This window comes from Pseudomonas sp. FGI182 (assembly GCF_000511325.1).
In the GTDB taxonomy this organism is placed as follows: Bacteria; Pseudomonadota; Gammaproteobacteria; order Pseudomonadales; family Pseudomonadaceae; genus Aquipseudomonas; species Aquipseudomonas putida_Z.
On the sequence record NZ_CP007012.1, the window covers coordinates 1,718,371 to 1,731,465 of the forward strand.

At 64.3% G+C, this 13,095-nt stretch carries 11 protein-coding genes; 5 read left to right on the top strand and 6 right to left on the bottom strand.

Going from position 1 to position 13,095, the window contains the following annotated elements:
- The 3 genes from C163_RS07735 (at position 1) to C163_RS07745 (ending at position 2,653) form a co-directional block, all read left to right on the top strand.
- Positions 1–825 carry a mechanosensitive ion channel domain-containing protein gene (locus C163_RS07735; protein ID WP_004376138.1) on the top strand — a complete coding sequence of 275 codons (825 nt, stop codon included), beginning with the start codon at positions 1–3 and terminating at the stop codon, positions 823–825.
- A 112-nt stretch (positions 826–937) separates the two neighbouring features.
- Positions 938–1,504 (top strand): RNA polymerase sigma factor SigX, encoded by a 567-nt coding sequence (gene sigX / locus C163_RS07740; RefSeq protein WP_003248665.1) that lies wholly within the window; start codon positions 938–940, stop codon positions 1,502–1,504.
- A 111-nt stretch (positions 1,505–1,615) separates the two neighbouring features.
- Positions 1,616–2,653, top strand: coding sequence for an OmpA family protein (locus C163_RS07745; protein WP_004376136.1), 1,038 nt, complete (start codon positions 1,616–1,618; stop codon positions 2,651–2,653).
- Positions 2,654–2,842: 189 nt separating this feature from the next.
- Here the strand turns inward: C163_RS07745 and cobA are convergent, their stop codons facing one another.
- From cobA to C163_RS07770, 5 genes are all read right to left on the bottom strand, one after another.
- Entirely contained in the window at positions 2,843–3,583 is a 741-nt protein-coding gene (gene cobA, locus C163_RS07750; protein ID WP_025338286.1) for a uroporphyrinogen-III C-methyltransferase, read from the bottom strand.
- Between the two features lie 27 nt (positions 3,584–3,610).
- The gene (locus C163_RS07755) at positions 3,611–5,281 is read right to left on the bottom strand and encodes a bifunctional protein-serine/threonine kinase/phosphatase (protein ID WP_025338287.1); all 1,671 of its coding nucleotides are present in this window, start codon (positions 5,279–5,281) and stop codon (positions 3,611–3,613) included.
- A 9-nt stretch (positions 5,282–5,290) separates the two neighbouring features.
- Positions 5,291–6,502, bottom strand: a complete 1,212-nt coding sequence (locus C163_RS07760) for a NarK/NasA family nitrate transporter (RefSeq protein WP_025338288.1) — start codon at positions 6,500–6,502, stop codon at positions 5,291–5,293.
- 307 nt (positions 6,503–6,809) lie between these two features.
- Positions 6,810–7,385, bottom strand: a complete 576-nt coding sequence (locus C163_RS07765) for an ANTAR domain-containing response regulator (protein ID WP_025338289.1) — start codon at positions 7,383–7,385, stop codon at positions 6,810–6,812.
- 12 nt (positions 7,386–7,397) lie between these two features.
- Positions 7,398–8,612 carry a CmpA/NrtA family ABC transporter substrate-binding protein gene (locus C163_RS07770; protein WP_025338290.1) on the bottom strand — a complete coding sequence of 405 codons (1,215 nt, stop codon included), beginning with the start codon at positions 8,610–8,612 and terminating at the stop codon, positions 7,398–7,400.
- A gap of 280 nt (positions 8,613–8,892) precedes the next feature.
- Here C163_RS07770 and C163_RS07775 point away from each other — a divergent pair, with 280 nt between their 5' ends.
- A complete protein-coding gene (locus C163_RS07775) occupies positions 8,893–9,915 on the top strand; it encodes a quinone-dependent dihydroorotate dehydrogenase (protein ID WP_025338291.1) in 1,023 nt (340 codons plus the stop codon).
- Positions 9,916–10,116: 201 nt separating this feature from the next.
- Here C163_RS07775 and rmf read toward each other — a convergent pair whose 3' ends face one another.
- Positions 10,117–10,332 carry a ribosome modulation factor gene (rmf, locus tag C163_RS26275; RefSeq protein ID WP_003248687.1) on the bottom strand — a complete coding sequence of 72 codons (216 nt, stop codon included), beginning with the start codon at positions 10,330–10,332 and terminating at the stop codon, positions 10,117–10,119.
- A 561-nt stretch (positions 10,333–10,893) separates the two neighbouring features.
- Between rmf and rlmKL the strand changes: the two genes are divergently transcribed.
- Positions 10,894–13,086, top strand: coding sequence for a bifunctional 23S rRNA (guanine(2069)-N(7))-methyltransferase RlmK/23S rRNA (guanine(2445)-N(2))-methyltransferase RlmL (gene rlmKL, locus C163_RS07780; RefSeq protein ID WP_025338292.1), 2,193 nt, complete (start codon positions 10,894–10,896; stop codon positions 13,084–13,086).
- The last annotated feature ends 9 nt before the right edge of the window (positions 13,087–13,095 follow it).

Sequence of the window (13,095 nt, forward strand, 5' to 3'; positions counted from 1 at the left end):
ATGGAACTCGATCTCTGGACCCAGAGCCTGGTCACCGCCATGACTGCCCTTTGGACCAAGGTAGCGAACTTCATCCCCAACCTGTTCGGCGCGCTGGTCGTGGTGCTGCTCGGTTTCGTGGTGGCCAAGCTGCTCGACACGCTGCTGTCCAAACTGCTGGCCAAGTTCGGCCTGGACCGCCTGATGGCTGGCACCGGCCTGACCAAGATGCTCGGCCGGGTCGGCATCCAGGTACCCATCTCCACCCTGATCGGCAAGATCGTCTACTGGTTCGTGCTGCTCATCTTCCTGGTCTCGGCCGCCGAGTCGCTGGGCCTGGAGCGGGTCTCGGCAACCCTCGACATGCTTGCCCTGTACCTGCCGAAGGTGTTCGGCGCAGCCCTGGTGCTGCTGGCTGGCGTGCTGCTGGCCCAGGTGGCAAACGGCCTGGTACGCGGCGCAGCCGAAGGCATCGGCCTGGAATACTCGGCAGGCCTGGGGCGTATCACCCAGGGCCTGGTGATCATCATCAGCATCTCGGTGGCCATCAGCCAGCTGGAGGTGAAAACCGACCTGCTGAACCATGTGATCGTGATCGGGCTGATTACCGTTGGTCTGGCCGTTGCGTTGGCAATGGGCCTGGGCAGCCGCGAAATCGCCGGGCAGATCCTGGCCGGCATCTACGTACGCGAGCTGTACCAGGTGGGCCAGCAGGTGCGGATTGGCGAGGTCGAAGGGCATATCGAGGAGATCGGTACGGTCAAGACGACGCTGCTGACCGATGATGGCGAACTGGTATCGCTGTCCAATCGTGAGCTGCTTGAACAGCGAGTCAATAGCCGCTAACCGCACAAAGCTGTTAATGTATGCCGCCGCGAAAATCGACCCACGGGGTCGCGCGGCGACATTGACCTGACTGTCGGCCAGATCCGTTTTGAATAAAGTTCATTCGCCGCCCATGCGTTATGACCCCCGCGAGCTCACCGACGAAGAGTTGGTGGCGCGTTCGCATGAGGAGCTGTACCACGTTACCCGCGCCTATGAAGAGCTCATGCGGCGCTACCAACGGACCCTGTTCAACGTCTGTGCGCGTTATCTGGGGAACGACCGTGACGCGGACGATGTCTGTCAGGAAGTCATGTTGAAAGTGCTGTACGGGCTGAAGAACTTCGAGGGTAAGTCCAAGTTCAAGACCTGGCTCTACAGCATCACCTACAACGAATGCATTACCCAGTACCGCAAGGAGCGCCGTAAACGTCGGTTGATGGATGCCTTGAGTCTGGACCCTGTTGAAGAGGCGTCCGAAGACAAGGCTCCGAAGCCGGAAGAAAAAGGCGGGCTGGACAAGTGGCTGGTGCATGTGAACCCGATTGACCGGGAAATCCTGGTGCTGCGTTTTGTCGCAGAGCTGGAATTTCAGGAAATTGCCGACATCATGCACATGGGGCTGAGCGCGACAAAAATGCGCTACAAGCGCGCGCTAGACAAGCTTCGGGAGAAATTTGCCGGCCTCGATGAAACTTAGTGGCGTGCAAATATCTCTAACGAACCGGCGAGTTCTGCTAGACTTGCCGTCGAGTTGTCCCCCTTGTTTGTGGTGGGACTGCTTAACTATCACCAGATGGGGATTTAACGGATGAAATTGAAAAACACCTTGGGCTTGGCCATTGGCTCGCTCGTCGCTGCTACTTCGTTCGGCGTTCTGGCTCAAGGCCAAGGCGCTGTGGAAATCGAAGGCAACGTTACCAAGCAGTACTACGACAGCGAACGTAACTTCAAGAACGACGGCACCAATCCTGGTGTTCGCCTGGGCTACTTCCTGACCGACGACGTTTCCCTGGACCTCGGCTACAACGAGACCCACAACGCTCGTGGTGAAGTCTTCAACAAAGACATCAAAGGTTCCAAGGCCAAGCTCGACGCTACCTACCACTTCGGTACCGTGGGCGACGCTCTGCGTCCGTACGTTTCCGCCGGTTTCGCTCACGAGAGCCTGGGCCAGGCCACTCGTAGCGGCCGCGACCACTCCACCTTCGCCAACGTTGGCGCTGGCGCCAAGTGGTACATCACCGACATGTTCTTCGCCCGTGCTGGCGTAGAAGCCATGTACAACATCGACAACGGCAACACCGAGTGGGGCCCGACCGTTGGTGTTGGTCTGAACTTCGGCGGTAGCCCGAAGCAAGCTGAAGTCGCTCCGGCTCCAGTTGCCGAAGTGTGCTCCGACTCCGACAACGACGGCGTTTGCGACAACGTCGACAAGTGCCCAGACACCCCAGCCAACGTTACCGTTGACGCTGATGGCTGCCCGGCTGTTGCCGAAGTCGTTCGCGTTGAGCTGGACGTCAAGTTCGACTTCGACAAGTCGGTCGTCAAGCCAAACAGCTACGGCGACATCAAGAACCTGGCTGACTTCATGAAGCAGTACCCACAGACCACCACCACCGTGGAAGGTCACACTGACTCCGTCGGCCCAGACGCTTACAACCAGAAGCTGTCCGAGCGTCGTGCCAACGCTGTCAAGCAGGTCCTGACCCAGCAGTACGGCGTGGAATCCAGCCGTGTTGACTCGGTTGGCTACGGCGAAACCCGTCCGGTTGCCGACAACGCCACCGAAGAAGGCCGCGCTGTCAACCGTCGCGTTGAAGCTCAGGTAGAAGCCCAGGCCAAGTAATTGGTTTGAAGCTTCATGAAAAACCCGGCCTCGGCCGGGTTTTTCTTTGCCTGGGATTTATCCGGTCTCAAAGCCTGCACAATGCCTGTAGGAGCAGCCTTGCGCTGCGAAGAGGCCATTACAGCAACAGAATACCATTGCCCGTACCGGCCTCTTCGCAGCGCAAGGCTGCTCCTACAGGGATGGCGTTCAGCCCGCGACTGCGATCAGCCCCAGGGCCTGCTGTTCCCCAACCACCTCCCCAATCACCAAAATCGCCGGGCTATGCAAGCCAAACCCCCGCGCATCCTCGACCATCCCCCGCACATCGCTCCTGCATTCCCGCTGCTGCGGCAACGAGGCATTTTCGATCATCGCCACCGGCGTCGCCGGTGCCATGCCCCCGTCCAGCAACCCTTGGCGCACCTGCTCCAGCCTGGCCACGCCCATGTACACCACCAGCGTCGTCCCGCCCTGGGCCAAGGCCGCCCAGTTCAGTTCGCTGTCGTCCTGGGTATGTGCCGTGACCAGCGTCACGCCCCGGCTCACACCCCGTGAGGTCAAAGAAATCCCGCATTGCGTGGCGCCAGCCAGGCCGGCGGTGATCCCGTTGACCACTTCCACCTCAATGCCATGCCCCTGCAGCCACAGCGCCTCTTCACCACCACGGCCGAAGATGCACGGGTCGCCGCCCTTGAGCCGGACCACGCAGCGCCCTTGCCGCGCATGGCGCAGCATCAGGCGCTGGATGAACGCCTGCGGCGTGGAGCGGCAGCCGCCGCGCTTGCCTACGGCAATCACCCGGGCCTGTGGGCAATGCTCCAGCACCGCCGGGTTGACCAGGTCGTCGATCATCACCACAGCGGCTTGCTGCAAGGCGCGTACAGCCTTGAGGGTGAGCAGTTCGGGGTCACCAGGGCCAGCACCAACCAGCCAGACTTTCGCATTCATCAGGGTTTCCTCATCGGCAAGGTGCGTTCAGCCCTTGAGCAGGGTGAGCAGCAATATCAGGTTGAACAGCAAGGACAGCAGCGCCAGAGTGCGCCAGACCTTCAACGGTTCGCGCTCCAGCAACGGCCGTGGCCGGCTGGGCAGTTCCTGGCGGTCGCCACGTTCGAGCAGCAGCAACCAGTGTTCGGCGGTTTCGAAGCGCTGCGCCGGGTCCGCTGCCAGTGCCTGCTGCAGGTTGTGCTGCAGCCATTCCGGCAGGTCGGGGCGGTAGCGCGCGGCGTTGACCGGCTGGCCGAAGCGTGGGCGCTGGAAGGCCTCCACCTCGCCGTAGGGGTAATGCCCGGTCAGCAGGTGATACAACGTCACACCCACGGCATACAGGTCCTGGCGTGGGCTGGGCGGTTGGCCGTCGAACGCTTCCGGGGCAATGTATGACGGTGTGCCCGGCAACTCGTGCAGCGGGTCTTCGGACAAGCCCGGGCAGTAGGCCAGGCCGAAGTCCAGCAGGCGCAGCTGCCCATCGCTGCCCAAGTGCAGGTTCTCTGGCTTGATGTCGCGGTGCAGCAGGTTGCGCCGGTGCAGTACGCCGACCGCTTGCAGCAGCTGCCGGGCCAGCTCCAGCCACTGCGGCATGGGTAGCGGGCCGTGCTCGGTCAGCAGCGCTGCCAGGCTCTGGCCGGGGTATTCGCGCATCACGTAGTACAGGTGCTGGCGCTGGCTGGCGGTGTGCAGTTCGGGGAAGTGTCGGCCAGCGACCCGGCGCAGGAACCATTCTTCCAGCAACAGCCCTTGCGCCGCGCCGGGCTCCTGCTCGCGTGCGGCGGGCAGGGTCTTCAGCAGCCAGGCATGGCCCTGGGCATCGCGCACCCGGTACAGCAGCGACTGGCGGCTTTGCGAAAGCAGCTTTTCGGCTTGCCAGCCATCGATTACCTGGCCTTCACGCAGCGGGCCGGGCACTGGCCATTGCTGCAGCTGCGCCAAGGTGTCGCCCAGGTTGGCCGTGCCCAGTTGCTCGACCTGCACCAGCAAGGCACTGGCGTTGTCCTGGCTGCCGTTCAGGTGCGCGCTGGCGACCAGGGTGTCGACGGCCAGTTGCAGGTCGGGTTGCTCGCGCAGTACCGCCTGGATGTGCTGGTCGCCCAGGCTGGCCCATACGCCATCGCTCAACAGCAGGAAGCTCTCGCCCGGCTGCAGCTCACCTTCCAGATAATCCACCAGCAGGTGCTGGTCCAGGCCCAGCGCGCGTTTCAGCACATGCTGCATGCCTGGCTGGTCCCATACATGGTCTTCGCTCAGGCATTGCAGGCGCCCAGCGTGCCAGCGGTACACGCGGCAGTCACCCACGTGGGCCAGGGTAAAGCGCCGGCCACGCAGCACCAGCGCGCTGAGGGTGGTCAGCAGTGGCTGGCCACTGCCTTGGGCGCGCAGCCAGCGGTTCTGTGCCAGCAGCAGGCGGTCGAGGGCCTGGGCCACGCTCCAGGTCGCGGGGGTGGCGTAGTAGTCCAGGGCCAGCGCCTGCAGGCTGGCACGGGCTGCCAGGCCGCCATCGGCACATTGGCTGACGCCGTCGGCGAGGGCGAACAGGTAGCCTTTGCTGGCGGCCAGCTCCGGCGCCGGGGTAACCAGGCGCAGGGCGTCCTGGTTTTCCTCGCGCGGCCCGGTGGCGCTGGCCTGGGCAAAGTTCAGTTGCAGGCTCATGGCTGTGCCTCAGACCCGCGCCGCGGTAACCGCAGCCGAGCCCCAGGTGGTGCGCCAGCGCTGTTTCACGCCGTGCAGGCCGAACCAGGCCAGCAAGCCCAGGCTGGCGAACAGCCACAGCCCCAGCTGGTAGTCACCGGTGTGCTGCTTGATGGTGCCAAGCCCGGCGGCCAGCAGGAAGCCTCCGATGCCGCCGGCCATGCCGATCAGCCCGGTCATCACGCCGATCTCCTGGCGGAAGCGTTGCGGTACCAGCTGGAACACCGCGCCATTGCCGGCCCCCAGGCCGAGCATGGCGCTGACGAACAGGGCCAGTGCCGCGGCGGCGCTAGGCAGGTTGAAGCCGACTGCAGCGATGCAGATGGCCGCCACGCTGTACATGCCCAGCAGGGTGCGGATGCCGCCGAAGCGGTCGGCCAGGGCGCCGCCGAGCGGGCGCATCAGGCTGCCGGCGAACACGCAGGCAGCGGTGTAGTAGCCAGCGGTGACCGGGCTCAGGCCATACTGATCGCTGAAATAGCCGGGCAGGGCGCTGGCCAGGCCGATGAAGCCGCCGAAGGTGACGCTGTAGAAGAACATGAACCACCAGCTGTCACGGTCACCCAGTGCCTTGAGGTAGTCGGCCATGGCTTTTGGCTTGGGCCGCTGCGGAGCATTGCGTGCCAGCAGGGCGAACACCAACAGGGCCAGCAACAGCGGGACCAGCGCGAAGCCGAACACATTGTTCCAGCCAAAGCCCGCAGCTAGCGCCGGGGCCAGCAGGGCGGCGAACACCGTGCCGGAGTTGCCGGCGCCGGCAATGCCCATGGCTTTGCCTTGGTGCTGTGGCGGGTACCACTGCGAGGCCAGCGGCAGTGACACGGCGAACGAGGCGCCGGCAAAGCCGAGGAACACTCCCAGCAGCAGCGCTTGTTCATAGCTGTGCACGCCCAGGTGCCAGGCAGCGGCGAGGGCGACGATGACCACCACCTGGCCGATCAGCCCGGCGGTCTTGGGTGACAGGCGGTCTACCAGCACGCCCATGGCAAAGCGCAGGATCGCCCCGGCCAGGATCGGCGTGGCCACCATCAGGCCCCGTTGTTGTGCACTCAGCTGCAGATCGGCGGCAATCTGCACCGCCAGTGGGCCAAGCAGGTACCAGACCATGAAGCTGAGGTCGAAGTACAGGAACGCGGCGAACAGCGTGGGCACATGCCCGGATTTCCAGAAGCTGGTACTCATCGAACACCTCACTCGGCAATGCAACGGAACGAAAAAGACGCCGCTACCCGCTCCACGTGGGTGGAGGGGAGAGCGACGTCTTTGTCGGGATCAAGTGGGCAACCGCCGTTGGCTACCGGTGATAGTTTGTTCAGCAAGAGATGGGCCAACTCTGAGAAGTTGCAGCCCCCTTGTAGGAGCGGCCTTGTGTCGCGATGGGCTGCGCAGCAGCCCCGGCAATCTCTGCCGCGAAGCTGAGATCCTGGGGCTGCTGCGCAGCCCATCGCGACACAAGGCCGCTCCTACAGGGACCGCGTGAAGCAGGTTGCTAGCCCAGCATCTCGTGCATGGCAATGATCTGCTCGGCCACCTGGATCAGCTTCTGCTGCCGGCTCATGGCCTGGCGGCGCATCAGGGTGTAGGCCTGTTCTTCGTTGCAGTCCTTCATCTTCATCAGCAAACCCTTGGCCTGCTCGATGCGCTTGCGCTCGGCCAGTTGCTGGTCGCGCGCAAGCAGCTGCGCCTTCAGCGCCTGGTCGCTTTCGAAGCGGGCCATGGCCACGTCCAGGATCGGTTGCAGCCGCGCGGCATGAATGCCTTCGACGATGTAGGCGCTGACCCCTGCCTGGATCGCCTGGCGCATCACCCCGGGGTCGTGCTCGTCGGTGAACAGCACGATCGGCCGCGGTTGGTCACGGCTGACCAGGACCACCTGTTCCATTACATCGCGGTCCGGTGAGTCGGTATCGATCAGCACCACGTCCGGGCGCACCGTTTCGACGCAGGCGGGCAGGTCGATGGTCAGGTCTGGGGCTTCGATGACCTCGAAGCCGGCCTCGCTCAAGGCCGCCTTGAGGCGGCCGAGTTTGCTCTGGGTGTCGTCGATCAGCAGGATGCGCAACATGAATGGTCCCCCTCACGCGCCGACACGGGCATCGGGCAGGTCGCCCAGTGCATGCAGGCTGAAACTGCGGGCATAACCGTAGGGGTCACTGCCGTCCCAGCGGCTGCCATCGATCAGCAGGCTGCTGCGCATCGGCTGCTCGGGGCAGGCCACGCCGAGGCTTTGTGCCGCCTCGCCATACAGTGCCAGTTGCTGGACCTGGCGGGCCACGCCGAGGTAGTCGGGGTCGTCGCGCAACAGGCCCCAGCGGCGGAACTGGGTCATGAACCACATGCCGTCGGACAGGTACGGCAGGTTGGCCCGGCCATGATCGTGCAGGCGCAGGGCGTGCGGGTCTTGCCAGTGGTTGCCCAGGCCATCGTGGTAGCTGCCGAGCAGGCGTGGTTCGATACTTGCCAGCGGGGTGGCCAGGTAGGCGCTGCCGCTGAGCAGTTGCGCAGTGCTGCGGCGGTTCTCCGGGCTTTGCTCGATGAAGCGGCTGGCGGCGAGGACCGCCTTGATCAGCGCGCGGGCGCTGTTGGGGTATTGCTCGGCAAAGGCGCGGGCGCAGGCCAGGACCTTTTCCGGGTGGTCCGGCCAGATCGACTGGCTGGTGGCCAGGGTGAAGCCCTGGCCCGTGGCTACGGCATCGGCAGCCCAGGGTTCGCCCACGCAGAAACCGTCGATGCGCCCGGCCTGGATATGCGCGGCCATCTGCGCTGGTGGCACCACCACGCTGTCGACGTCGCGCAGCGGGTGGATGCCCTGGCTGGCCAGCCAGTAATACAGCCACATGGCGTGGGTGCCGGTGGGGAAGGTCTGGGCGAAGGTGAGGCGTGCGCCATGCTGGTGCACCAGGCGCGCCAATGCTTCAGGGTTGGTCACGCCTTTGCGCTGCAGGGCCGGAGACAGGTTTATGGCCTGGGCGTTCTGGTTCAGCCCCATGAGCACGGCCATGGCGCTGGCCGGTACACCGCCGATGCCCAGGTGCACGGCGTACACCAGGCCATACAGGCAGTGCGCGGCATCCAGCTCGCCGCTGACCAGTTTGTCGCGCAGCCCGGCCCAGGAGCCCTGGCGCTTGAGGTTGACGGTAAGGCCGTGCTGCTGGGCAAAGCCCTGGGTGGCGGCGACTACCACCGAGGCGCAGTCGGTCAGTGCCATGTAGCCGATGTTCAGACTGGGCTTTTCCGGCGCGTCGCTGCCGTTGACCCAGGCCAGGGGCGTTGCTCGGGGTACAGTGTTCACAAGGTTCCTCGCCCGTACTGATAAGGCTGTGGGCTTTTCCGGTGCAACCGATGTGCCATCTGGCAGCATCCCTGTGGAGCAACTGCCTTGTGCCGCCTGCATTGGCCTCATCGCCGGCAAGTCAGCTCCCACGGGTACAGCGCAGGTTTCAGCCCTTGTGTTGCCCCTGTGGGAGCCGGCTTGCCGGCGATGGGCTGCGCAGCAGCCCCACGATTTGCTGTCATGCCGGCCTCACGCTGGCTATAATCGCCCCCTCATTCACCCCGAGCCTTGCCCGCCCATGTATACCCTGGCCCGCCAGCTGCTGTTCAAGCTTTCTCCGGAAACCTCCCACGACCTGTCCCTGGACCTGATCGGCGCCGGTGGCCGTCTTGGCCTCAACGGCATGCTGTGCAAGCAGCCGGCGGCTTTGCCGGTTACGGTCATGGGCTTGAACTTCGCCAACCCGGTAGGCCTGGCGGCCGGCCTGGACAAGAACGGCGCGGCCATCGACGGTTTCGCCCAGCTGGGCTTCGGCTTCGTCGAAATCGGCACAGTCACCCCGCGCCCGCAGCCGGGCAACCCCAAGCCGCGGCTGTTCCGCCTGCCGGAGGCAACGGCCATCATCAACCGCATGGGTTTCAACAACCTGGGCGTTGATCACCTGCTCGGCCGGGTGCGGGCTGCGCGTTACAACGGCGTGCTGGGCATCAACATCGGCAAGAATTTCGACACCCCGGTGGAGCGTGCCGTCGATGACTACCTGATCTGCCTGGACAAGGTTTACACCGACGCCAGTTACATCACGGTCAACGTCAGTTCGCCAAACACCCCGGGCCTGCGCAGCCTGCAGTTCGGCGATTCGCTCAAGCAGCTGCTCGATGCCCTGGCCGAGCGCCGCGAGCAATTGGCCGGCACGCATGGCAAGCGCGTACCTCTGGCAATCAAGATTGCCCCGGACATGAGCGACGAAGAAACCGCCCTGGTGGCCGCCGCGCTGATGGAGTCGGGCATGGATGCGGTGATCGCCACCAACACCACGCTGGGCCGTGAAGGTGTCGAAGGGTTGCCGTACGGTGGCGAGGCGGGCGGCCTGTCGGGCGCGCCGGTGCTGGAGAAGAGCACCCATATCGTCAAGGTGCTGGCGGGCGAGCTGGGCGGCAAGCTGCCGATCATTGCCGCTGGCGGCATTACCGAAGGCCGCCATGCCGCCGAGAAGATCGCTGCCGGGGCGAGCCTGGTGCAGATTTATTCGGGCTTCATTTACAGAGGGCCAGCGTTGATTCGCGAGGCGGTGGACGCTATTGCTGCGATGCCGCGGTGACCTGGCCGGCCCATTCGCGGGCATGCCCGCTCCCACAGGGTTCAGCGCACTGCTGAAGCCTGTGGGAGCGGGCGAGCCCGCGAAGAAGCCAGCGCGGATATGGATTCGAAGTCATAAAAAAGGGCCCCATCAAGGGGCCCCTGGGCCTTCGCCCGCCGCCCGGATAGGGCGTGCATGGTAAATCGAATTCAGTGTCCTCGTTCAGCCAACGGCGTGATTTTCGTTGAGTCTATGGATGCCAGCGGTGCCAGTCATTCCGTCCCAGTTATCACCGCGACCTTCACGCCAGCCGTTGATCCAGGCTTGGCGAACAGAAGGAAGATTGAAGGGGCAAAGTTCGCGGGATTTGCCGGTGACCCCGTATTGGTAGCCACGTGAATATGCTCTTTCCAACGGATCACGCTTAAGTCTTCTCATAGGGTGTTGCCCTCACTTGTTGACTGTAATGTCCCGTCGGCCTCTCCGAGGCCGGGCAGAGTCTTTCTGCCGGTGTGCGCTCGCTGCCGGCGTGGCGAGCTGAAAGTGCCACCTCGTTGCGAAGTGGCCTGAGACCAGTTCTATCGAATGCGAGTCACCGTGTGAATGATCGATTTGTCATAAGCACGTAACCTTTCCAAGGGTGAGGGGATAAGTAAATAAATGCGACTCAACCTTGTTTAGCGTTGAGCCCGCTATGATCAGGGTTTGCCGATCATTGACGCCATTTCGCCAGCGTTGCTCGCGGATGACAGAAATAATTTGAAATGCGACGAAGGGTCACATCGGCCCCGGTATCGCCAGAATTTTTCGTACTGCCTGATGATCTAAGCTGTCTTTGCCACTGGGCCAAGCACGGATCGGTCAGGCGGCCCGGCCTTTCACCGCACGCGCGCGTGCCGGGAAAGGCCACCCGCACGCCTGCTGGAAAGGTGTGCGGGCAAACATCGCGGGGCGATGCGTCGCCCCGTCAGTCAAATAGCCCAAGGCGCTGGATTACTCATGTCGGACCGTTTCGAACTTTACCTCACCTGCCCCAAAGGCCTGGAAGGCCTGCTTGCCGAAGAGGCGCGGGGCCTCGGCCTGGATGACGTGCGCGAGCACACCTCGGCCATTCGCGGCGCCGCCGACATGGAAACCGCCTACCGCCTGTGCCTGTGGTCACGTCTGGCCAACCGGGTGCTGCTGGTACTCAAGCGCTTCTCCATGAAGAACGCCGACGACCTCTACGACGGTGTGCACGCGGTCGACTGGGCCGATCACCTGGCAGCCGATGGCACCCTGGCGGTGGAGTTCAGCGGCCATGGCTCGGGCATCGACAACACTCACTTCGGTGCGCTGAAGGTCAAGGACGCGATCGTCGACAAGCTGCGCAACCGCGAAGGCCTGCGCCCGTCGGTGGAAAAGATCGACCCTGATGTGCGCGTGCACCTGCGCCTGGACCGTGGCGAAGCCATTCTCTCCCTCGACCTTTCCGGGCACAGCCTGCATCAGCGTGGCTACCGCCTGCAGCAAGGTGCCGCGCCGCTGAAGGAAAACCTGGCGGCGGCGGTGCTGATCCGCGCCGGCTGGCCGCGCATTGCCGCCGAAGGTGGCGCGCTGGCCGACCCGATGTGCGGTGTGGGTACCTTCCTGGTCGAAGCGGCGATGATCGCCGCCGATATCGCGCCCAACCTCAAGCGTGAACGCTGGGGCTTCAGTGCCTGGCTCGGCCATGTACCGGCGCTGTGGCGCAAGGTGCATGACGAGGCGCAGGCGCGGGCACAGGCCGGCCTGGCCAAGCCACCACTGTGGATCCGTGGCTACGAGGCCGACCCGCGGCTGATCCAGCCAGGCCGCAACAACGTCGAGCGTGCCGGCCTGGGCGACTGGGTGAAGATCTACCAGGGCGAAGTCAGCACCTTCGAGCCGCGCCCGGACCAGAACCAGAAAGGCCTGGTCATCAGCAACCCGCCCTATGGCGAGCGCCTGGGTGACGAAGCCAGCCTGCTGTACCTCTACCAGAACCTCGGCGAGCGCCTGCGCCAGGCCTGCATGGGCTGGGAGGCGGCGGTATTCACTGGCGCGCCGCAGCTGGGCAAGCGCATGGGCATTCGCAGCCACAAGCAGTACGCGTTCTGGAACGGCGCCTTGCCGTGCAAGCTGCTGCTGTTCAAGGTGCAGCCCGACCAGTTCGTTACCGGCGAGCGCCGCGAGGCGCAGCCTGAAGGCGCGGAAAGCCGCCAGCAGGCAGCACCGGCCAGCGAGCCGGCGCGCCTGTCGGAAGGGGCGCAGATGTTCGCCAACCGCCTGCAGAAAAACCTCAAGCAACTGGGCAAGTGGGCCCGCCGCGAGCAGGTCGATTGCTACCGCTTGTACGATGCCGACATGCCCGAATATGCCCTGGCGGTCGACCTGTACCAGGATTGGGTGCACGTGCAGGAATACGCCGCGCCACGTTCGGTCGACCCGGACAAGGCCCAGGCACGCCTGCTCGACGCGCTGGCAGCCATCCCGCAGGCCCTGGGCATTTCGCCGCAGCGTGTGGTGCTCAAGCGTCGCGAGCGGCAGAGCGGCACGCGCCAGTACGAGCGCCAGGCAACCGAAGGCCGCTTCCAGGAAGTGAACGAAGGCGGCGTCAAGCTGCTGGTCAACCTCACTGACTACCTCGACACCGGCCTGTTCCTCGACCATCGCCCGATGCGCATGCGCATCCAGCGCGAAGCAGCCGGCAAGCGCTTCCTCAACCTGTTCTGCTACACCGCCACGGCTACCGCGCATGCGGCCAAGGGCGGCGCGCGCAGCACCACCAGCGTCGACCTGTCGAAAACCTACCTGGACTGGGCGCGGCGCAACCTGGCGCTCAATGGCTTCTCCGAGCGCAACCGCCTGGAGCAGGGCGATGTGATGGCCTGGCTGGAGGGCAACCGCGACAGCTACGACCTGATCTTCATCGACCCGCCGACTTTCTCCAACTCCAAGCGCATGGAAGGCGTGTTCGACGTGCAGCGTGACCACGTGCAACTGCTGGACCTGGCCATGGCCCGCCTGGCGCCGGGTGGCGTACTGTATTTCTCCAACAACTTCCGCAAGTTCCAGCTGGACGAGCACCTGATGGCGCGTTACGCGGTGGAGGAAATCACGGCCCAGACCCTGGACCCGGACTTCGCCCGCAATAACCGTATCCATCGCGCCTGGCGTCTGCAGCTTCGTTGAGGCGACGAG